Source organism: Caballeronia sp. GAWG2-1 (assembly GCF_023631405.1).
In the GTDB taxonomy this organism is placed as follows: domain Bacteria; phylum Pseudomonadota; class Gammaproteobacteria; order Burkholderiales; family Burkholderiaceae; genus Caballeronia.
Map to the genome: position 1 here is coordinate 254,707 of NZ_JALQDD010000013.1, position 21,532 is coordinate 276,238.

Genomic DNA, 21,532 nt, shown 5'->3' on the forward strand with positions numbered 1-21,532 from the left:
TTTGTTCAAAGAAGAGCTTTACGAATCGAGAACGTCCTGACATAATCTCAATCTCTTCGGGTGGTTAGCTCAGCGGTAGAGCACTGCCTTCACACGGCAGGGGTCACTGGTTCGATCCCAGTACTACCCACCACGACAGAGGCAAGCAGTTGAAGTCTGAACTGAATGCCATAAAAAACGGCGCCTTCGGGCGCCGTTTTTTTTCGTCCACGCGCTTCGCCAGCCGAAGCTAAGACGCCCACACGCCGCGCGCCATTCCGCTTGCGGCAATCACCATCACGATCACCAGCGCCGCTTCCAGATCGCTCATCCACGCAAAGCGCCGGGCGCGCGTGAGATCGATCGGTCCGCCCTGCGCGAGCGTCACGCGCCAGCGTATCAACGCGAGCATCGGTGAAACTTCGATCAGCAAGATCAGCACGAGCGCGGTCATCTTCAGATGAAAAAGCGGCTCGTGCAAATAGTACGAGCCGCCTTTCTCGAAGCCGCCAAACGCGCGCATCAGCCCGGTGACGATCAGCACGATTGCAGTGATGCCCCACACGGAATCGGAGCGGAACACATCGCGCAGACGCACATCGTTCGCCTGCACCGACTGCGCGACATCGAGCCGCCGCAAGGCGCGCGCACGCGCGAGCACGGCGCCCAAGGCGAAACCGAAACCAAGCAAGTGAAGCGCAGCGAGCAACCAGCGTATCAGCATCCTTTCCTCCATCGAAAACGAGAAGCAAATTCTGCGTTGCCGGCGACCTCGTCAGACTTGCCGCAAGGTCGTGTCGAGTGCGCGCGCCGCGTTGCGGTCGCCGACGCTCGCCAACGGCGCGCGAAATACCGTCTTGCGATTGTGCCCTGCCGCTGCCGGCGAATCCCACAACAGCTCGACCTTCGGACGGCGCGCGAACCAACTCTTCCTGAGTGTGCCATTGCGATGGATCGTCGATGCCGGCGCGGCCGGTTCCGTCGATGGCGCAAGAATCGAGATTTGCGCGGCTTCGTCGGCGACGGGCGCGGGCCACTTCACCGACAACTCCCGCGCATCGTACTGACCGAGCTTGCGGCTTTCCGCCCAGACCATCGCGGTGCGCGTGACGGGATCGAGCGAGATTGCAAAGCGGCCGATGGCAAAGCGCCGCGCCGCGATATTGGTACGCCAGAGCGCACGCGGACGGCATATCCACATCACGACTGCGTAGAGCGCCGGGCCGACCGCTAGCCAGCCGTTGGTCTCGGCGAGCGTGTGTACGAAACGGCGCCAGCCCGAAGCCCAGACGAACGCGCCCACGGAGAACATCGCGAAGGCAAACGCGAGGAGCGCAAGGAAGCGCAGCGCCTGCCGCAGCCATTGTGGCAACGGATGCAGCGGCCGCTCGATGCGCGCCTTCGCACCCGGCACCGCGATCAGCAAAAAGATCAGCACGAGATTCAGACACGCCCACGGCGACGATGTCATGGCGCGCAGCGAGGACAGATAGCCCATTTGCGACATCGACAACGCCCAGCGCGCCGCGAGTATGAGTCCGATGGCCCGCAGCGCGAATACCGTGCCGGCGCCGGGCGCCGGGCTCGCGCTGATTTGCTTGGGTATCGCCAAAAGTTGCGCTCCTGTCTTTCATTCGATGCACGCCGTCGCGCACTATCCACGCTAACGGCAATTTCGCTTCGCACTTGACGAAGCCCGGACATTATAGGGAGATTACGATTTTCCTCAGAGGTTTCGCGGACGAAAGCGGCTTAGCGCTCAGATGCGCCATTCAAGTGTGCCATTGCGACAACGCCCCGCGAGCCTTGCGGCGCGCGGGGCGTTGTTCGATACGAAAACAGCGTGCGAAAACTTAGCCTGCGTTCACTTCGCGCAGCACCGTGCGACGCTTTTGACGCAGCAGTTCCTCGTAGTTTTCGACATAGCGCGCGGCCATGACCTTCGACGAGAAGCGCGTTTCGAACGCCTCACGCACCTTCGCGCGCGACAGCGTGTCGAGACGCTTCACTGCGGCGATCGCCGAGAGTTCGTCTTCGACAACGAAGCCCGACACACCGTTCTCGATCACTTCCGGCACCGAGCCGCGGTTGAACGCGATCACCGGCGTGCCACACGCCATGGCCTCGATCATGACGAGACCGAAGGGCTCCGGCCAGTCGATCGGGAACAGCAGCGCGTGCGCGTTGCCGAGGAACTCGGTCTTTTCCGCTTCGCTGATTTCACCGATGTATTCGACATGCGGCAGCGCGAAGAGCGGCTTGATCTCTTCCTCGTAGTATGCGCGGTCGGCCTTGTCCAGCTTCGCGGCGATCTTGATCTTCATGCCGGCGGCCTGTGCGATACGGATTGCACGGTCCACACGCTTTTCCGGCGAGATGCGGCCAAGAAACGCCAGGTAGCCGGGCTTGACGTTCGGGATCGGCGTGAGCAGATTTTCCGGCAGGCCGTGATACACCGTCGACAGCCAGTTTGCTTGCGGCAGCGGCTGACGCTGATTGTCGGAAATGGAGACAACCGGCACGTCGTTGAACGTCGAGAAGATCGGCTGCAGTTCCGGCAGATCGAGACGACCGTGCATGGTCGTCACGAACGGCACCGGCTGACGTGCGAACAGCGAGAACGGGTAATAATCGATATGGAAATGCAGCACGTCGAATTCGTCAGCGCGGCGGCGGACTTCTTCGAGCAGCAGCATGTGCGGCGCCATCGTGTCGCGAATGGTCGGGTCCAGACGCAGCGCTTGCGGCCAGAACGCTTCGAGCTTCGCGGACGTTTGCGAATCACCGCTCGCGAAGAGCGTGACGTCGTGTCCGGCCTCGACGAGAGCCTCGGTCAGATAAGACACCACGCGTTCCGTGCCACCGTAGAGCTTCGGCGGAACAGCCTCGTGGAGGGGCGCGATTTGAGCGATTCGCATGTCGGAAACTCCAAATAAAAAATCAGGCTAAGTACTTCAGTCGTGGACAAGGGGCGAATCGCTCGGCTCGGGCGGGAGCTGCTGCGGTGGATTCACCGCGTTGCAAAGCTGATGCACGAGAAAGAAAAGCGTGGTCGCCGGTCACTTGGGTTTTGCGCGAGACCTTCGAACGGATCGCATCAAAGCAAAAGCGATTCCATGTCTCAAAATAATCCGCACACCAGCAATAAACGCGTAACGGCTTTCGAGGTTGACGACATCCTACAAAAAGCTGTCAAAAAAACTTAGTGAAAACCCGGAGCGAATTATGGAGCTTTTTACAGAGCACGCAGGCAGGCATTTCAACTTATTTACCTTGTTACACGGGGGAAACATTTTGCAAACCCCTGTTTATTAAGGCTGTTCTACATTGGACCCACGCGCTTGAACGATGCACGGGCGACGCCACGCTCTCGATGCTGCGAAGTCTATTTCGACCACCCATCAACCTACGCTGGCGCGACACGTGCTTTGGCTTGGCGGTACTACCGGTCTGAAATCGAGCCCGTATAGCGTGGCTGCGGCAGGCGAGCTTAATTTGAGCGCTTGCTCCATCGCAAAAAGTTTCGCAAAGTGCTTACAATGCGCGCCGATGCCGCAAGGCGCTCGAATCGCGGTGGCGCTCGGCCTAGGGTTCGGTCCACTGCGGACGATGTCGAGGCGGCAAAACTGCCGCCCAGCATTAAACGCCCGATTGACGCCTGAGGCTTGAGCGATAGTGGCTACAATTCAGGCAATGGAGACGGCGCCGCGTCGCCGAAACGCTTTTCGCCCGGAAATCCGAAAGCGCAACACACGCTCAACCGCTCTACGACGAAAAAAGACCATTGGACCAACTTACCGTCTCTCAACGTAACGCACACAACGCCAAGCTCGCGAGCTATGCACATCGCCCGCTGGCGTTCCTTCTGCGTTACATACGCCGGCATCCGGTAGCGCATGCCATCGTCCTCTTCAGCGTGTTTGCCGCAGTTGGCTGCGCGCTCGCTTCCCAGTACGCGATCAAACATCTGATCGATGTGCTCGGTCAGGGCCGGGGTCATCCCGGTCCGCTCTGGGGCGCGTTCATGATCCTGGTGGGACTGATCGCCGCCGACAACCTGCTTTGGCGGGTCGGCGGCTGGGTCGGCGCGCACGTGTTCGTGATCGTGACGGGCGACCTGCGCAAGGACTTGTTCTCGTACTTGAGCGGCCATTCGCCGACTTACTTCTCCGAGAAACAGCCCGGCATGCTCGCGAGCCGGATCACGGCGACCTCGAACGCGATCTACACCTCCGAAAACGTGATGGCCTGGAACGTCCTGCCGCCGTGCATCGCGGTGCTGGGCGCGATCATCATGATCGTCGCGGTGAATCCGTTGATGGCGTGCTGCCTCATGGGCGCGTCGCTGATCCTCGCGTTCATTTTGTATCGGCTGGCCAAGCGCGGTTCGGCGCGGCATCACAGCTTCGCGTCGAAGGCCGCTTCGGTGGATGGCGAACTGGTCGACGTGATCGGCAACATGGCGCTCGTGCGCGCGTTCGGCATGACCTTCAACGAGCAAAAGCGTTTCGGCTCGACGGTGAAGGCCGAGATGGTCGCGCGTCAGCAAAGCCTCTTGTACTTGGAAAAGCTGCGCCTCTTCCACGCGGTCGTGACGGCGATTCTCTCCGCCGGGCTGCTCGGCTGGGCACTATGGCTTTGGTCGAAAGGCCAGGCGACCTCGGGCGATATCGTGCTCGTCAGCTCACTCGGTTTCACGATCCTGCACGGCACGCGCGACCTCGCCGTGGCGCTCGTGGATGTCACGCAGCACGTCGCGCGTCTGGCCGAAGCCGTGCAGACGCTGCTCGAACCGCATGGCATGCCCGACCGTTCCGACGCCACCGAACTCGTGCCACAGGGCGGCCGCGTCGATTTCGATGGCGTCACGTTCGCGTATCCGCGCCGTCGTCCGATTCTCGACAACTTCCATCTGCATATCGAACCGGGCCAGCGAGTCGGTCTGATCGGCAAGTCGGGCGCGGGCAAGTCAACCGTACTCGCGCTTCTGCAGCGCTTCTACGAGACGCAGAAGGGCAGCATCAAGGTCGATGGCCAGGATATCAACGGCATCACGCAGGACAGCCTGCGACATTCGATTGCGCTCGTGCCGCAGGATATTTCGCTGTTCCATCGAACGGTGTTCGAGAACATTGCGTATGGCCGGCCCGAAGCGACGCGTGAGGAAGTCATGGCGGCCGCACGCGAAGCCCGCTGCACGGACTTCATCGAAGCGATGCCAGAAGGCTTCGATACCATCGTCGGCGATCGCGGCGTGAAGCTGTCGGGCGGTCAGCGTCAACGCATCGCGATCGCGCGCGCGATCCTTAAAAACGCGCCAATTCTCTTGCTCGATGAGGCGACGTCCGCGCTCGACAGTTCATCGGAAGAAGCCATTCAGCAGGCGCTCGACCGGTTGATGGTCGGCCGCACGGTGGTTGCCATTGCGCACCGTTTGTCGACGTTGCAGAACTTCGACCGCATCATCGTGATGAGCGCCGGCAAGGTGATCGACGATGGCTCGCCGCAAGAACTGCGCGACCGGCCGGGGTTGTATCGCGAGTTGCTGTCGAAGCAGCACGGCAAGCTGCCATCCATCGTTGCCACGCCGCATAAGCAGCCGGCCTAAGTTTCGACGACGACGTTAAAAAGTCGCGCTTCCCGGAAGAGAACGCGGCTTTTTACATCTGCGTTGGTTTGGCGTGATCGTTCGCCGCTCTACCCCGCCTTCAAGTCCCGCAAAAAGTTATCCCGCCACACCGAAACGTTGTTGTCGCGCAGTTGCGCCATCATCTCCGTATAACGCGCCCGGCGCTCGTCGAGCGGCATTGCAAGCGCGGTGGCGAGTGAATCGGCCATATCGTCGATATCGAGCGGATTCACGATGAGCGCGGCAGTCAGCTCACGCGCACCGCCAGCGAATTGCGACAACACAAGCACGCCGGGATCGTCCGGGTCTTGCGCCGACACATATTCCTTTGCCACCAGATTCATGCCGTCGCGCAATGGCGTGACGAGGCCGACATGCGCCTCGCGGAACAGCGCCGCGAGCACCGGCCGTTCGTATTGCCGATGGATATAGCGAATGGGCGTCCAGTCCAGCTCGGCGTAACGCCCGTTGATGCGCCCCGACTCCGCTTCGAGTTGCAGGCGAATGTCGCGATAAGCATCGACGTCCGAGCGCGTCGGCGGCGCGATCTGCAAAAACGAAACGTTGTTTCGCTGCTGCGGCCGATGCTCGATCAGGCGCTCGAACGCCCGAAATCGCTCGACCAGACCCTTCGAATAATCCAGCCGATCCACGCTCATCACGAGCTTGCGCTGATGCAGCGTCGCTTTGACGATCTGCACGTCGCGGCCGCTCTCGCCGTCTTTCGCGAGCGCCGCGACTTCGTCGGGATAGACGCCAATCGGATAAGCCGCCGCGCGCGCCGTCTTGCCAAACGCGCTGACCACGACCGGCTTCGCGCCATCTTTCGCGAGCGTGCCGCCCGCCTCGGTTTCGATGTAATCGCAAAACGCGCGCAGATCGGGCTCAGTTTGGAAACCCAGCAGATCGAAGTCGCACAACGCTTCCACCAGGTTCCGATGACGCGGCACGCTCAACAGAATCTGCGACGCTGGAAACGGTATATGCAGAAAGAACCCGATGCGATTTCGAACGCCCTGCCCCCGCAACGCCTGCGCAAACGGAATGAGGTGATAGTCGTGCACCCAGATCACGTCGTCGGGCTTGAGCAGCGGCGCGAGTTGCGTGGCCAGCCAGCGATTGACGCGGCAATAGCCTTCGTATTCGTTGCGGTCGAACTCGATCAGATCCGGCCGATAGTGAAACGCCGGCCACAACGTCGCGTTGGAAAACCCGCGATAGTACTGATCGTAGTCTTGCCGCGAAAGTCCGATGGTCGCGAACGTCACCGGCCCGTGCTCTTCCAGCTTGATGCTTTCGGGCGGCGCGTTCAGCACGTCGCCGCTCCAGCCGAACCACATGCCGCCGGTTTCCTTGAGTGCGTCGTAGACGCCGACCGCAAGGCCACCCGCGGCCGGGCCGCCTTCGGAGATCGGCGCCACCCGGTTCGAAACGATGATCAGCCGGCTCACGCGTGCTTCCCCGCCGTGCCCGCGATCACTTGCAGCCAGTCGAGCAGCAGTTCGACGGATTCGATTCGCGCGCGCGCCACGGTGTCGCCGGGACCGACTTTGATCGACAGACCGTCGAATTCGTTGACGACCGCGAAGCCTTTCTCGTCCGTAAGATCGTCGCCGATGAAGACGGGCTTGCGTCCCGTGAACGGCGGCTCGCTCATGTACGCGCGCACCGCGCGGCCCTTGTCGACGTCCTTCGGCTTGATCTCGTAGACCATCTTGCCGGGCTGAAGCACGTAGGCATCGGCGTATTGTGCGACGAGCCGCTCGGTGGCCGCACGCGCGGCCAATTCGCGATCCGGCGCATTGCGATAATGCAGCGCGAGCGCGGCGCCCTTGATTTCGAGCAGCATGCCGGGATTCGCGCTGACGACGCCTTCGAGCGCGTGCTCCATGCGCAAAAGCCGCTCGTCGTTGAAACCAATGCGCTGCACGTCGCCATTCGAATCGCGCCGCTCGGCGCCGTGCATGCCGGCGACGGGCAGATCGGGCATCTGCAAGAAGGAATCGATGTTGTCGATACCGCGCCCCGACACAACCGCGACCGCGTTATTGGTGGCGCGTCGCAAGGCGGCGAGAATGTCGGGCACCGAACGCGGCACGAAAATGCCATCCGGCGTGGAGGCGAGTTCGACCAGCGTGCCGTCGAAGTCGAAGAAGAAAGCGGTCTCGGCAAGAGACAGGGAATCGGGAAGAATTTGCATCGATCGTTGACCTGTGGTTTGCCTGTGATGGGCGCGTGCGTATCGCATGTTACTGCCGCAGGCTTTCCGTCTGGAAAGGAGCGGATTGACGATCGCATGGCGTCTTGCTTACGGAAGAGCAGGCGCGCGCGGCAAATTGTCTCAAAAATGTGCTTAAAGCTAAATCATGCGCCTCACGCCGATGAAAAGGCGTGTATTTTGCGGGCTTGATACAGCCGTTACAGTCCAAAGCAACCTTTCGATGCCCGTACCCTTCCGCCGCCTGCTTGTATCTGTTCTGCTCACCGCGCTCGCTGCCTGTTCACGTCCTGCCGAGCCGTGGCATCTGACCGATGTTTCCGGCCATCTGCCCGATCTCGATTTTTCACTCGTCGATGACAGCGGCGCGCATGTGTCGGGCCAATCGTTGAAAGGCCGCGCGACGCTCGTCTATTTCGGCTATACGCATTGTCCGGATGTGTGCCCGGAAACCATGGCGCGTCTCATGCAGGTTCTGGCGCGCGTGGGGCCTGACGCGGACCAGACGCGCATCGTATTCGTTTCGGTTGATCCCGCGCGCGACACGCCCGCGTTGCTGCGGACTTACGTGCGCGCTTTCGACGGCAAACACGCCGTGGGCATGACGGGCTCGGATCGGCAAATCGAAGCCATCGCGCAGCGGTACCGCGTGGCGTATCAGATGGAGAAGCGCGATCCGAGCGGCGCTTACGAGGTCACGCACAGCTCGGCCGTGTACATCTTCGATCGCGATGGTCACGCGCGCCTGCTCGCCACCGACCGCGATTCCATCGACGCCATTGCAGCCGATCTCGAACGCGTGATCCACGGGAAGAGTACGTAGGAACGCGCCCGCAGGCGTTATGCGCCGAAGCCGGGTCGGCGCATCCACACGTGCGGAATGCCGTCTTCGTCATGTACGCCCGACGACGCGACGAAACCGAACGCGCCATAAAACTTCTGCAGGTGGGCTTGCGCGTGCAGACTGATCGGCTGATCCGGCCATTGCGCGATGATGTGATCGAGCGCGCGTTCGAGCATCGCGTTACCGAGTTTGAAGCCGCGAAATTTGACGGTCGTCAGCACGCGGCCAATGCGGACATCGGTTTCGCTTTCTTTCGGGAACCCTGGCAGCAACACACGTAGATAGCCTGCGAGTTGCTCGTCTTCGCCGTAGGCGAGCAAATGCCAGGCATCGACATCGTAGCCGTCAATATCGCCATAAACGCAGTTTTGCTCGACGACGAAGACCGCGCTGCGTGCCGCGAGCATGTCGTAGACCTCGGTCGTCGTGAGATCGTCGAAGCGCTTCCAGCGCCACTGAATGTCGGAGAGTCTGTCGGTCATGGATTTGGCATGCGGCGCGGCGGATGCTGCGCCAATGGAAAGTGCCGCAATTATGCCGCGCCGGCGCCACGCGGCGTATCGGGAGCTTCCTTGCAGCAATCGAGAATCGGCAGAAGCGCCGAAGATCCGACGTTGTAAAAAGAAAAAGCCCTGACGAATCAGGGCTTTTTTTTGGAGGCGCGAACCGGAGTCGAACCGGTCTAAACGGCTTTGCAGGCCGCTGCATAACCGCTTTGCTATCGCGCCATAAGCGGTGTGGTGGTCCCGGCCGAAACGCCGGCAAGTCCACCAAACAAAAAGGGAAGCGTTGCTTCCCCTTTGATTGGAGCGGGAGACGAGGCTCGAACTCGCGACCTCAACCTTGGCAAGGTTGCGCTCTACCAACTGAGCTACTCCCGCATTGATCTTTTCCGTGCTGCGTTACTGCTTACACTTGCTTGCTGCTGCTTTCGTTGCCGCTTCGCTTGATACCGCTGCGCTGCATGCCTCGAAAACTTGAATCTGGAGCGGGAGACGAGGCTCGAACTCGCGACCTCAACCTTGGCAAGGTTGCGCTCTACCAACTGAGCTACTCCCGCGTTGCTGATGCTTTCTGCCGTCTTCGCGGTGCCTTTAGCTCTTTACTTCCTTGCTGCTGGCGCTGCGTGTTCGACAGAAACGAGATTATGTAGAAGCGAAGAAAAGGTGTCAACTGTTTTTGCGCGCCCTTTTCGTGTTTCGACGCAATTTTTAGCAAACTGAGGAACGGCTCCAAGGACGGCTCAACTCACAGCATGCCGCCCCGCTCACGAATCTGCGGCCACGCGAGTTTCATGTAGTACAGCATCGACCAAACGGTGAGGAACGCGGCGACATCGATGAGCCACAAGCCCCACACGCGCGTATCGATCACCCATTGCACGCCGGGGATGCGCAACTGCCCATAGAACAGCAGCATAGGAATGGCGACCATCTGACATACGGTCTTGAACTTCCCCAGCGAATTCACCGCGACGCTCTTCGATGCGCCGATCTGCGCCATCCATTCGCGCAGCGCCGAGATCGTGATCTCCCGCCCGACGATCACGAGCGCGATCACCGCGTTCAAGCGCATGAGCTGCACGAGCACGAGCAAAGCGGCCGTCACCATGAGTTTGTCCGCGACCGGGTCGAGAAACGCGCCGAACGCGGACGTCTGATTAAGCTTGCGCGCAAGAAAGCCGTCGAACCAGTCGGTGAGCGCGGCCAGAACGAAGATGACCATGGCGAGCAGATTGCGATGCTCGAGGCTCAACATCATGTCCGGCAAATAGAACACGCCCACGACGAGCGGAATCAGCACGATTCGCAGCCACGTCAGGAAAATCGGTAAGTTGAACGGCATGGACGAGAGCGAGAGCCACATGAAAGGGAGGTGCCATTGTGCCGCGTCGACCCGTCGCTCACAAGGCGGCGGGCCACGCGGCGCGGCCATTGCGAGCCGCGCCGCGCCATGCGTCCGGCTCAATGCAACTGTCGATAAATCTGCTGCGCGAGTGCCAGCGAAATGCCTTCGACGCTCGCCAGATCTTCCACGCTCGCCGCCTGCACGCCGCGCAAACCGCCGAAACGCGACAAGAGCCGCTGACGCCGTTTCGCGCCGACGCCTTCGAGTTCTTCCAGGCGCGACGTTTGCCGCGTCTTGGCGCGCTTGGCGCGCATGCCGGTGATCGCGAAGCGATGCGCTTCGTCGCGAATCTGCGCGACGAGCATCAGCGCGGCGCTTTCCTTGCCGAGTTCGAGCGCGGAACGGCCATCGGCGAAGATCAGCGTTTCGAGCCCGACCTTGCGCCCTTCGCCCTTCGCGACACCCACCAGCATGCCATGATCGAGCCCGAGCTCCGAAAACACCTGGCGCGCGATCTCGACTTGTCCCTTGCCGCCATCGATCAGCACGATATTCGGCAGCGTCCCGCCAGCGGATACGGGCGATGCGGCATCCGGCGTGACGTTGGGATCGGCGGCGTCTTCGGTTTGCAACGTCGCGGCTTCGTCGCTGGCGTTGGCGGCGGCAAGCGCGACCATTTTCTCGTAGCGGCGCGTGAGCACTTGACGCATGGCGGCGTAATCGTCGCCGGGCGTGATGCCGGTGATGTTGTAGCGCCGATACTCGCCCGACTGCATCTTGTGATGGTGATACACCACGCACGATGCCTGCGTCGCCTCGCCCATGGTGTGACTGATGTCGAAGCACTCGATGCGCAGTTGCGCCAGGTCTTCCATGTCGAGGCTGAGCGTCTCGGCGAGCGAGCGCGTGCGCGCTTGCTGCGAGCCTTGTTCCGATAGCAGACGCGCGAGCGCGAGCTTCGCGTTTTGCTCGGCCATGGAGAGCCACACGCGTTTCTGGCCTTGCGGCTGACGCAGTAGCGTGACTTTGTGTCCCGCCTGTTCGTTGAGCAGATCGATGAGCTCGCGGCTCGCGGGCGCGTGGCTCACGACCAGCACCGGCGGGATGCGATTGCCGATGTAGTGCTGTGCCATGAACGCTTCGAGCACTTCGGCTTCGAGGGCGCCTTCGCGGGATGTTGCGGTGGCTTCGATGGCGTCTTCCGAGTCGAGCTCTTCGTTGGCATCGATTGCGTCGTTGGCTTGCGTTTCGTCGTTGGCCTGGGTTGCATCGGCGGCGGGCGTCATGTTGTCGGCTGTGCGCGCGTCGTTGGCTTCGAGCGCACCGCCGCCGTCCATTGCATCGTCCGCTCCGGCGACACCCGCAAGCACCGCGACACTCGCACGAGCGGCACCCGATTCGCTCAATGCTTCCGTCGCTCCGACCGCGTCCGGCGCCTGCTCTTCCAGGTCATCCCCAAGCGCATCCTCATCGCCCAGCGCGATCGCGCTTTCGACATGCGCCGGAAAATACGCCTTGTCGCCGAGATGCCGGCCGCCGCGCACCATCGCCAGATTCACGCACACCTTCCCGCCGAGCGCCACGACCGCGAGGATATCGACGTCGCTCTCGCCACCGACTTCGATCGCCTGCTGATGCAGCACCGTCGACAGCGAACTCATCTGATTGCGCACGGCCGCCGCCTGCTCGAAGCGCAGATCGGCGGCGAAGGCGTGCATCTTCTGCTCGAGTTCCTTCATCACTTCGCCCTGCCGGCCGAGCAAAAAACGCGACGCGTTCGATACATCGCGCGCGTAGTCCTCTTCGTTGATGAGTCCCGTGCACGGTGCCGTGCAGCGCCCGATCTGATGCAACAGGCACGGCCGCGTGCGATTGCTGAACACCGAGTCTTCGCACGTGCGCAGCTGGAAGACGCGCTGCAGAATCTGGATACTCTCGCGCACGGCCCAAGCGCTCGGGAACGGCCCGAAGTACTGGTTCTTCTTGTCAACCGAGCCGCGGTAGTACGCCATGCGCGGAAACTTGTGCCCGGTCAGCTTGAGGAACGGATAGGACTTGTCGTCGCGAAAGAGAATGTTGTAGCGCGGCGCCAGCGCCTTGATCAGATTGTTTTCGAGCAGCAACGCTTCCGCTTCCGAGCGCGTCACGGTCGTCTCGATCTTGCGGATGCGCGTCACCATCATCGCGATGCGCGGCGAGTGCAGCGTCTTCGTGAAGTAGCTCGACACGCGCTTCTTCAGATTGCGCGCCTTGCCGACGTAGAGCACCTTGCCGTCGCCATCGTAATAGCGGTAGACGCCCGGCAGATTCGGCAATTGCCTGAGCGTTTTCTTCGGGTCGAAATCCGGTGCGGGAGCGTCGTTGTCAGTCATGCAGCGAGTAAGCGTGGAGCGCGAGGAAGGCATTGGCACGGCGCGAGGACGCTTTACGTCCGGGCGCGACCGGTATCTTAGAATCGCCAGTTTAGAACATTACGCCGCCGTCCCGCCGGCCGCCTTCGACGCCCATGTCAACGACACATCATCGGCAGCAAGCCGGCCACGAGCCCCACAGCCAGCTCGCTTGCGACATCTTCTGCGCGGTCGTCGACAATTTCGGCGACGTCGGCGTGTGCTGGCGGCTCGCGCGCCAGTTGCGCCGCGAGCACGGCTGGCGTGTGCGGCTGCTGGTCGATGATCTCAAGGTTTTCCACGCACTGTGCCCGGAAATCGATGTCGCGCTCGCGCGGCAGGAGGCGGCGGGCGTCGTCGTCGAACACTGGCGCGATCCGGCGCACGCGGGCGATACGCTTCAGATCGCCGATGTCGTGATCGAGGCATTCGCCTGCGAAATCCCGCACGCGTATATCGCCGCGATGGCGCGTCGCGCGCGCAAACCCGTGTGGATCAACCTCGAATACCTGAGCGGCGAAGACTGGGTCGCGGACTTTCATATGCGGCCGTCGCCTCATCCGCGCTATCCGCTCGACAAGAGCTTCTTCTTTCCCGGACTCGGCGCGGGAACCGGCGGCGTCATCAAGGAACGCGATCTGGACCAAGCGCGCCAGCGTTTCGACGCGTCCGCCTGGTGGCGCGAGCGCGTGGGCATCGAAAAGCCCGCGCCCGATCGGACGGTCGTCTCGCTCTTCGCCTACGAAAATCCCGCCGTCGATACCCTCCTCGCTCAATGGCGCGACGGCGACGCGCCCGTCACCTTGCTCGTGCCCGAGGGCCGCATCTCCGGCGCGCTTGCGCGTTTTTTTGGACTGACGGGCTTTGCGGCGGGCGCATCGGCGCGGGCGGGCGCGCTCGAAGCACACGCGCTCGGCTTCGTCGAACAACCGCGCTTCGACGAGCTTTTATGGGCCGCCGACATCAACTTCGTGCGCGGCGAAGACTCGTTCGTGCGCGCGCAATGGGCGCAAAAGCCGTTCGTATGGCACATCTATCCGCAATCCGACGACGCCCATCTGCCCAAACTCGACGCGGCGCTCGGCCATTACATGCAGCAGCTTTGCGCCGACGCGCGCGGCGCGGCGCAAAGCTTCTGGCATGCGTGGAACGGCGTTGGCACGGTGGACTGGGCGGACTTCTGGGCGCATCGGCGCGAATTCGAGGCGCGCGCGCGGCAATGGGCCGCCGAACTCGCTCAAGTCGGCGATCTCGCCAGCAATCTCGTCGCGCACGCCACTGAGCGGATGGCGAAATAACGTCTACCGAAGGCGTCGCGCTGCCTCCAATCCAGTGGCCAAATCGGCAAAAACTCAGTTAAAATAAGCGGTTATCCGAGGGACGGCATTGTTCAGCCAAAAGATTTCGCACCCTACGCCTTACGCTTGGGTTCGGAAACCGAAGCCCTGAACGCCGATCAGAAAAAAAGCCGGAACCTCGTAGCACAGAATTCTCGCGCGGTGGCCCGCGTTCGGACCTTACGGTCGAACACGCGACGCAACACAAAGACACCGCTGCCGATTTATTCATTCCGCAGCAATTCAAGCCAAACATTCGTACAGGACTAGTTTTTATGAAGACCGCACAAGAACTCCGCGTCGGCAACGTCGTCATGATCGGCAGCGATGCCATGGTCGTTCAACGCGCCGAGTACAACAAATCGGGCCGTAACTCCGCGGTCGTCAAGATGAAGTTCAAGAACCTGCTGACGGCCGCAGGCATGGAAACCGTCTACAAGGCGGACGACAAGTTCGACGTCGTCGTGCTGGATCGCAAGGAAGTGACGTACTCGTACTTCGCTGATCCCATGTACGTTTTCATGGACGCCGACTACAACCAGTTCGAAGTCGAAGCCGAAATGATGGGCGACGCGCTCAACTATCTCGAAGACGGCATGACTTGCGAAGTCGTGTTCTACAACGAGAAGGCCATCTCGGTTGAACTGCCGACCACGCTGGTTCGTGAAATCATCTACACGGAACCGGCCGTCAAGGGCGACACGTCGTCGGGCAAGGTGCTCAAGACCGCCAAGCTCAACACTGGATTCGAACTGCAAGTGCCGCTCTTCTGCAATATCGGCGACAAGATCGAAATCGACACCCGCACCAACGAATACCGCAGCCGCGCGTAAGCCACGCCCGGAACTGCTCGCGGCAATGACGTTTTAAGCGTCGTTTTACACCGCACAAGAAAGCGCCCCTTCGCGGGCGCTTTTTCTTTTGCGTGAAGTTTTTGACAAATTCAGGCAAACTTTACCGGTCGCGACCTAATTAAGCGATTAGCGACCGGCCGCAGAGGGCTCATCGGCGCTTGATTCGTAAGGATGTAGTCCAAAACTTACGTGGTGGCACGCTTTCTGCTCCGTCCGCTTAATACGGACTTAACAATAACGACATGCGTAAAAAGCCCATCATCGGCAGTCATCTGCTGCTCGCCGCGATGCTCGCGCTGCCCGTTTTCGCACTCACGGCGGGTTGCCAGTCGACACCGTCGCGCGAAGCGGCAGGCGACTATGCATCCGACGCTTCGGTGACGGCTCGCGTGAAGGCCGCATTGATCGCGGAGCCGGGGTTCAGATCGCTCGTGGTAAGCGTGGCGACGTATCGCGGCGTCGTGCTGTTGTCCGGGTATGTCAATTCGGAGGATCAGATCCAGAAGGCAATCTCGATCACCCGCAGCGTGTCGGGCGTGCAATCCGTCAATAACGATCTGCGCGTCAAGACGCAACAGTCGCAATAGCCGCAACAGTCGCAATAACGAGAACCAAGAAGAAAGCGCAGGACGAACAAACGCAGCGGGACCTGTACGCAGCACGCCGGAAAAGGGCGCGCATATCCCGCCCATGACGTGCCGGAGCCCTCGCATCGCTTCGAAGGCCATGCTTGCGGCGACGGCGAATCACAGTCCATTTAATACGTTGTGTCCGCCATGCCACACGCACTGATTGTCGAAGACGATCCCAATAGCTTGTCCGGCCTGTCCGCGATCCTGACGGCCGACGACTTCACCGTCGACACCGCGACGACGCTTGCAGAAGCGCGCGCTGCCTTGTCGCGTTCCATTCCCGATGTCGTGCTCATCGACTTGAATCTGCCGGACGGAAGCGGTCTCGACCTGCTGCCGAGCCTGCCTTCTCATGCGCCCGACGGCGCGCTGCCCGTGATAGTGATGACCGGCAACGCAACCGTCGAAAGCGCGATCGAAGGCCTGCGCCACGGCATCTGGGACTATCTGCTCAAGCCGGTCAACATTCCACGCTTGCGCAGCCTTCTCGCGCGCATTCCGCGTCCATACGAGCTGACCGAGGAAGTGCAGGCCCTGCGTTCGACACTGCGCGAACTCGGCCACTTCGGCGAGATGCTCGGGCGCAGCGCGGCCATGCAGCATGTCTACGATCTCATCGAACATACCGCGCCAACCGAAGCCGCCGTGCTGATTTGCGGCGAAGCGGGCACGGGCAAGAAAATCGCGGCGCGCACGATTCACGAACTGAGCCGCCGTCGCAAGGGGCCGTTCGTCACGTTCGATTGCTCGGCGGCGCGCGATGGCGCGCATCGTTCGATGGAAAGCGTGCTGTTCGGCCACGAGCGCAACGCGTTCGCGGGCGCGGAGAATCGCGAGCCGGGGCTGCTCGAGCAATCGGGCGGCGGCACGCTGTTCCTCGATCAGATCGATTCCCTTCCCGCCGCCCAACAAGAGGCGCTGTTACGCGCGCTCGACTCGCAGACCTTCATGCGCGTGGGCGGCAGCAACCGCATCATGACGGACTTCCGCTTGATCGCGGCGTCGCGCACGCCGATCCGCGATGCCGTTGCAAACGGCGCGTTGCGCGAAGATCTGTTCCAGCGTCTTGCGGGTTCGTCGATCAATCTGCCGCCGCTGCGCGAACGCGACGACGACATCGCGCTGGTCGCCGAGCAATTCGTCGATGAGCTGAATCGCGAGAACCATATCGCGGGCATCACGAGCGGGTCGCCTAAACGCATCAGCCCTGCGTTCCTGCGGGAATGTATCGCGAACGAATGGCCGGGCAACGTGCGCGAGTTGCGCGAACGCGTGCGCCGGGCATATCACGCGTCGGGCGAAACGATCGAAACCTTGCGCGCCGATGAACAAGGCGGCAGCGGTCGCGGTCTGAACGGCAGCAGCGTGCAGGTCACGGTTGGCACCGCGCTCGCCGATGTCGAAGATATGCTGATTCGCGCGACGCTCGAAGCGGTTGGTGGCACGCGGCATCGGGCAGCGACGCTGCTTGGCATCAGCCCGAAGACGCTTTACAACAAGTTGCAAAGGATGAAACTGGAATCGTCCTAATGGTCGGCGCCGCCGGGCCGCTCCAATCACACAAGCAAAAGGCCACGGTATGTGCCGTGGCCTTTTGCTTGGCGCTCCGCCGTGGCGGACGTTCATCTTGCTTTTGCCGATCACCTCAACCCAACGCGCTCTTCACCAACTCCCGAGCCGCCAGATATTCCGCCTGCCCCTGCAACTTGCTCCAGCGCGGCGCCTTGCCACGCGGACGCATCTGCTTGAGACGCTGCTCGGATGCCTTCGTAGGCGTATAGCGCAACTGGTTCAGCACCTTGCCCGCCTCTTTTGGCTGATTGCAGATGAGCACCATGTCGCAGCCCGCGGTGAGCGCGGCGCTCGCCGCTTCGGTGAGCGTGCCGCCGGCGCGCGCGGCTTCCATCGAAAGATCGTCGCTGAAGATCGCGCCATTGAAGCCCAGCTTGCCGCGCAAAATGTCCTGCAGCCAGATACGCGAGAAGCCCGCGGGTTTGTCGTCGACTTGCGTGTAGATCACGTGCGCCGGAATGACAGACGCCAGCGACAAGCCGAGCCAGTCGTAAGGACGGATATCGGCGGCAAGGATCTCTTCGAGCGAGCGATCGTCCGTGGGCAACGCGACGTGAGAATCCGCCGAGGCGAACCCGTGTCCCGGAAAGTGCTTGCCGCAATTGGCCATGCCGGCAAGCGCGAGCCCATGATTCAGGCTCTTGGCAAGCAGCGTCACCACACGCGGATCGCCATGCAACGCACGGTCGCCAATGACCTGCGACTGACCGTAGTTCAGGTCGAGCACCGGCGTAAAACTCATGTCGATGCCGCACGCGCGCAATTCCGAAGCGAGCACGTAACCGAACGCCGTCGCCACCTTGGTGGCCGCGAGCACGTCCTTGTCCCACAGCGCGCCGAGCTTTCCAGGCGCGGGCAGCACCGTGAAGCCATCGGTGCGAAAGCGCTGCACGCGTCCGCCTTCGTGATCGACTGCGATAAGAATGTCTTCGCGTACCGCGCGAATCGCATCGGTCAATGCGACGAGTTGCGCGCGATCCTTGAAGTGCCGCGCGAAGAGAATGATGCCGCCCGTCATCGGATTCGAGATGCGCTCGATATCCGCGTCGTTGAGCGTCGTGCCCTCGACATCGAGCATGACTGGGCCGGGAGTGCGTTTCATCGAATTCAATTGGATCGTTACCGTCGTTGTTGGAGTGATGCCCTGCCCTGAAGCGCGCATGTCGCCGCGCTATCACGCATCCGGCGTTTCGGCGATGACGAACGACACCGCGTAATCGCGCTCGTCGCTGACCGTCACCTGCGCCGTGATATTGCGCTCGGCAAGCCATGTGGCCAGTTCGCCCGATGCCTTGACGACCGGCTTGCCGCTCGCCTCGTTGAGCGTCTGAAGCGCGCGCCAGGTCATCGGCCAGCGCATGCCGAGGCCGATCGCCTTCGAGAATGCTTCCTTGGCGGAAAAGCGCGTCGCGAGAAACGCGAGGCCGCGCACTTCGGACCGCGCGCGCCGCGCATGATAGATGCGCAACTCGTCCGGTCCGAGCACTTTTTCGGCGAAGCGCCCCTTGGTGCGCTCCATCACCGCCGCCACGCGGCTCACCTGCACGATGTCCGTGCCGATTCCGTAGATCGCCATGATGTGCTCAGCGCTTCGTCTGCGCGGCGAGGCGCGATGCGACCATGATCGCTTTCATCTCGCGCACCGCGTTGTCCCAGCCCGCGAAGATCGCGTGCGCGACGATCGCGTGGCCAATGTTCAATTCGACGATGCCATCGAGCGCGGCGATTGGCTGGACGTTGGTGTAATGCAGTCCGTGGCCCGCGTTCACCTTGAGCCCGAGCGAGTTGCCGAAATCGACGCTCGTCGCGACGCGCTCGAATTCGCGGCGCTGTGCGGCTTCATCGTGCGCTTCGGCATAGCTGCCCGTATGCAGTTCGATGACTGGCGCGAGCGCTTCCTTGGCCGCGCGAATCTGTGTCTCGTCAGGATCGATGAATAGCGATACGCGGATGCCCGCATCGGCCAACTGCCTGCACGCGGCCTTCACGGCTTCGAACTGGCCGGCGACATCGAGACCGCCTTCGGTCGTCAGTTCCGAGCGCTTTTCTGGCACGAGGCAAACGTCTTGCGGCTTGATCTCGCACGCGATGTCGAGCATCTCGCGCGTCACGGCGCATTCGAGATTCATGCGCGTGCCGAGCAGCGGTCGAAGCGTGCGCACGTCGGCATCGACGATATGACGGCGATCTTCGCGCAGATGCAGCGTAATGCCGTCCGCGCCCGCTTCTTCGGCGGCGAGCGCGGCGCGGATAGGATCGGGATAGGTCGTGCCGCGCGCCTGGCGCAGCGTGGCCACGTGATCGATGTTCACGCCGAGGTCGATCACACTGGCAGGCGATGAGAGAAAGAAGCTCATAGATTTTGCAGGTCTAACAGGATCTGACGAGTGGCGAGCGGCGTGCCGCCCAGATAGACGTTGAGCAAAAAGCGCATCAGCGTCTTGCTTTGCGCGGCGGTTTGCGCGCTGGTGTAATCGTCGCGCTCCATGTCGATGAGTGTCTGACCGAAGATGACCGGCCATTGCGCGGGCAAGTCGTCGGAGGCTTCGCGTACGCCACGCTCGGGATCGAACATATAGCGGCCTTCGGGCACGACGCTCTGACGCGTCACGGTGCGCGTGAGCGCCATGGCGTAGCCGGTTTCCTTGAGCAAGACGCGCTCGAAGGAACGCAGCACCTGCACGGCGGGTTCGTCGTGCGCGAGGCGCGAAAGCGTGAGCACGTAATGATTGAAAAGCGCCGGATGCGCGTCTTCACGCGCGCAAAATCTGACCAGCAACTCGTTGACGTAGAAGCCGCAGAGAAGCGCGTCGCCGGTCAGGGGCAGCATGCCGCCGACCCATTCCGCCGTGGTCAGCGTGCGGACTTCGCCCTTGCCCGTCCATGAAAGACCAAGCGGCTGGAAGGTTTGCAGCACACCGCGCAGCGCGGAATGCGGACGCTTTGCGCCCTTCGCGACCAGCGCGATACGGCCATGATCGCGCGAGAAGACATCGATGATGAGACTGGTTTCGCGATACGGATAGCTATGCAGCACGAAGCCCGGCTGCTCGCTGACGCGAAAGTCGGAACGCGGACGCGGCGACGGCTTGTCGTGCGAGGAGTTAGACGAAGAAGAAGTGGGCGCGCGTTTGCGTTTGGGCGCGGCGCGCGTCGGGCGTTCGGTTGCGTCGAAATCATCCTCGCTTGCCGGACGGCTGCTTGCTTCGGATTGGCTGGCGCGCGCGGGACGCTCGCTCGCCTCGAACTCGTCCCTGGCGGGATCATCGGCGGGCGCGGATATCCGGGCGTCGTTCGTGCCGTCGTCCATGGATCATTCGCAAAAGGTCATTCGTAGCCGTAAGCGCGCAGGCCCGCTTCGTTGTCGGCCCAGCCGCTCTTGACCTTGACGAAGGTTTCCAGATACACGGGTCCGTCGAAGAGCTTTTCCATGTCAAGCCGCGCCTCGGTGCTGATCGTTTTGAGCTTCGCGCCCTTCTGGCCGATGATCATTGCCTTGTGGCCGTCGCGATCGACGAGAATGGTCGCGAAGATACGGCGCAGGCGCCCTTCCGTCTCGAACTTGTCGATCAGCACCGTGCTCGTGTAGGGCAACTCGTCGCCGGTCCAGCGGAACACTTTCTCGCGCAGAATTTCGGCCGCAAGAAACCGCTCGCTGCGATCCGTTAGATCGTCTTCGCCGTAGATAGGCTCGCCTTCAGGCAGATACGGCTTGATGACCGCCATGAGTCGCGTGATGTCGTCGGTATTCTTCGCCGACAACGGCACGATCTCGCGGAAGTCGCGCAACGCGGACATCTGCTGCATGAACGGGAACAACGACGCCTTGTCGCCCACGCGGTCGAGCTTGTTCGCAATCAGAATGGTGGGCGTGCCGGTCGGAATCAGGTCAAGCACGCGCTGGTCGTCCGGGCCGAAGCGGCCTGCCTCGATCACGAAGAGAATGGCATCGACCGAGGAAAGCGTGGACGTCACCGCGCGATTCAGCGAGCGGTTAAGCGCGCCGCTATGGCGCGTCTGGAAGCCGGGGGTATCGACGAAAATATACTGCGCGTCGTCGAGCGTGTGAATGCCGGTGATTCGGTGCCGCGTCGTCTGCGCCTTGCGCGAGGTGATGCTCACCTTCTGGCCGACGAGCGCGTTCATCAGCGTGGACTTGCCGACGTTGGGGCGGCCGACGATTGCGACCATGCCGCAGCGGAAACCGGAAGATGTGGGAGCGTTCATAG

Annotated in this window: 19 protein-coding genes and 4 tRNA genes; 7 read left to right on the forward strand and 16 right to left on the reverse strand. The window is 61.8% G+C overall.

Annotated elements, in window-relative coordinates; genetic code table 11:
* Positions 1–58: 58 nt before the first annotated feature.
* A tRNA-Val gene (locus tag NCR98_RS09500) sits at positions 59–133 on the forward strand.
* Between the two features lie 96 nt (positions 134–229).
* Here the strand turns inward: NCR98_RS09500 and NCR98_RS09505 are convergent.
* The 3 genes from NCR98_RS09505 to NCR98_RS09515 all read right to left on the reverse strand — a co-directional run bounded on the left by NCR98_RS09505 (position 230) and on the right by NCR98_RS09515 (position 2,897).
* Positions 230–703, reverse strand: a complete 474-nt coding sequence (locus NCR98_RS09505) for a DUF2214 family protein (protein ID WP_244825771.1) — start codon at positions 701–703, stop codon at positions 230–232.
* A 51-nt stretch (positions 704–754) separates the two neighbouring features.
* Complete coding sequence (locus tag NCR98_RS09510; protein WP_250526054.1) at positions 755–1,591, reverse strand: hypothetical protein; 837 nt, start codon at positions 1,589–1,591, stop codon at positions 755–757.
* A 241-nt stretch (positions 1,592–1,832) separates the two neighbouring features.
* The gene (locus NCR98_RS09515) at positions 1,833–2,897 is read right to left on the reverse strand and encodes a glycosyltransferase family 4 protein (protein ID WP_244825773.1); all 1,065 of its coding nucleotides are present in this window, start codon (positions 2,895–2,897) and stop codon (positions 1,833–1,835) included.
* Positions 2,898–3,763: 866 nt separating this feature from the next.
* Here NCR98_RS09515 and NCR98_RS09520 point away from each other — a divergent pair.
* Entirely contained in the window at positions 3,764–5,587 is a 1,824-nt protein-coding gene (locus NCR98_RS09520) for an ABC transporter ATP-binding protein (RefSeq protein ID WP_244825774.1), read from the forward strand.
* Positions 5,588–5,676: 89 nt separating this feature from the next.
* Here the strand turns inward: NCR98_RS09520 and otsA are convergent, their stop codons facing one another.
* On the reverse strand, positions 5,677–7,059 hold the full coding sequence (otsA, locus tag NCR98_RS09525; protein WP_250526055.1) for an alpha,alpha-trehalose-phosphate synthase (UDP-forming): 1,383 nt from the start codon (positions 7,057–7,059) through the stop codon (positions 5,677–5,679).
* Positions 7,056–7,808, reverse strand: a complete 753-nt coding sequence (otsB, locus tag NCR98_RS09530) for a trehalose-phosphatase (protein WP_250526056.1) — start codon at positions 7,806–7,808, stop codon at positions 7,056–7,058. The genes otsA and otsB overlap by 4 nt, the downstream gene beginning before the upstream one ends.
* Positions 7,809–8,049: 241 nt before the next feature.
* Between otsB and NCR98_RS09535 the strand changes: the two genes are divergently transcribed.
* Positions 8,050–8,649 carry an SCO family protein gene (locus NCR98_RS09535; RefSeq protein ID WP_250526057.1) on the forward strand — a complete coding sequence of 200 codons (600 nt, stop codon included), beginning with the start codon at positions 8,050–8,052 and terminating at the stop codon, positions 8,647–8,649.
* 17 nt (positions 8,650–8,666) lie between these two features.
* Here the strand turns inward: NCR98_RS09535 and NCR98_RS09540 are convergent, their stop codons facing one another.
* The 6 genes from NCR98_RS09540 to uvrC form a co-directional block, all read right to left on the reverse strand.
* Positions 8,667–9,152 (reverse strand): GNAT family N-acetyltransferase, encoded by a 486-nt coding sequence (locus NCR98_RS09540; RefSeq protein ID WP_244825782.1) that lies wholly within the window; start codon positions 9,150–9,152, stop codon positions 8,667–8,669.
* A gap of 172 nt (positions 9,153–9,324) precedes the next feature.
* Positions 9,325–9,398 (reverse strand) — tRNA-Cys (locus NCR98_RS09545).
* A gap of 77 nt (positions 9,399–9,475) precedes the next feature.
* Positions 9,476–9,551 (reverse strand) — tRNA-Gly (locus NCR98_RS09550).
* A 103-nt stretch (positions 9,552–9,654) separates the two neighbouring features.
* Positions 9,655–9,730: transfer RNA gene (locus NCR98_RS09555), tRNA-Gly, on the reverse strand.
* A 188-nt stretch (positions 9,731–9,918) separates the two neighbouring features.
* Complete coding sequence (gene pgsA, locus NCR98_RS09560) at positions 9,919–10,515, reverse strand: CDP-diacylglycerol--glycerol-3-phosphate 3-phosphatidyltransferase (protein WP_244828086.1); 597 nt, start codon at positions 10,513–10,515, stop codon at positions 9,919–9,921.
* Positions 10,516–10,634: 119 nt separating this feature from the next.
* A complete protein-coding gene (gene uvrC, locus NCR98_RS09565) occupies positions 10,635–12,890 on the reverse strand; it encodes an excinuclease ABC subunit UvrC (RefSeq protein ID WP_250526058.1) in 2,256 nt (751 codons plus the stop codon).
* 134 nt (positions 12,891–13,024) lie between these two features.
* Between uvrC and earP the strand changes: the two genes are divergently transcribed.
* The 4 genes from earP (at position 13,025) to NCR98_RS09585 (ending at position 17,261) form a co-directional block, all read left to right on the forward strand.
* Positions 13,025–14,206 carry an elongation factor P maturation arginine rhamnosyltransferase EarP gene (earP, locus tag NCR98_RS09570; protein ID WP_250526059.1) on the forward strand — a complete coding sequence of 394 codons (1,182 nt, stop codon included), beginning with the start codon at positions 13,025–13,027 and terminating at the stop codon, positions 14,204–14,206.
* Positions 14,207–14,520: 314 nt separating this feature from the next.
* Positions 14,521–15,078, forward strand: coding sequence for an elongation factor P (efp, locus tag NCR98_RS09575; RefSeq protein ID WP_086966248.1), 558 nt, complete (start codon positions 14,521–14,523; stop codon positions 15,076–15,078).
* 263 nt (positions 15,079–15,341) lie between these two features.
* Positions 15,342–15,686, forward strand: coding sequence for a BON domain-containing protein (locus tag NCR98_RS09580; protein ID WP_250465256.1), 345 nt, complete (start codon positions 15,342–15,344; stop codon positions 15,684–15,686).
* A gap of 189 nt (positions 15,687–15,875) precedes the next feature.
* Positions 15,876–17,261, forward strand: a complete 1,386-nt coding sequence (locus tag NCR98_RS09585; RefSeq protein ID WP_244825790.1) for a sigma-54-dependent transcriptional regulator — start codon at positions 15,876–15,878, stop codon at positions 17,259–17,261.
* A gap of 115 nt (positions 17,262–17,376) precedes the next feature.
* Here the strand turns inward: NCR98_RS09585 and nagZ are convergent, their stop codons facing one another.
* From nagZ to era, 5 genes are all read right to left on the reverse strand, one after another.
* A complete protein-coding gene (gene nagZ / locus NCR98_RS09590) occupies positions 17,377–18,405 on the reverse strand; it encodes a beta-N-acetylhexosaminidase (RefSeq protein WP_250526060.1) in 1,029 nt (342 codons plus the stop codon).
* 72 nt (positions 18,406–18,477) lie between these two features.
* Entirely contained in the window at positions 18,478–18,879 is a 402-nt protein-coding gene (gene acpS, locus NCR98_RS09595; RefSeq protein ID WP_250465258.1) for a holo-ACP synthase, read from the reverse strand.
* Positions 18,880–18,886: 7 nt separating this feature from the next.
* Positions 18,887–19,660, reverse strand: a complete 774-nt coding sequence (gene pdxJ / locus NCR98_RS09600) for a pyridoxine 5'-phosphate synthase (protein WP_244825796.1) — start codon at positions 19,658–19,660, stop codon at positions 18,887–18,889.
* Complete coding sequence (gene recO / locus NCR98_RS09605) at positions 19,657–20,613, reverse strand: DNA repair protein RecO (RefSeq protein WP_250526061.1); 957 nt, start codon at positions 20,611–20,613, stop codon at positions 19,657–19,659. Before recO ends, pdxJ begins: the two co-directional genes overlap by 4 nt.
* 17 nt (positions 20,614–20,630) lie before the next feature.
* On the reverse strand, positions 20,631–21,530 hold the full coding sequence (gene era / locus NCR98_RS09610) for a GTPase Era (protein WP_244825801.1): 900 nt from the start codon (positions 21,528–21,530) through the stop codon (positions 20,631–20,633).
* Between the last annotated feature and the right edge of the window lie 2 nt (positions 21,531–21,532).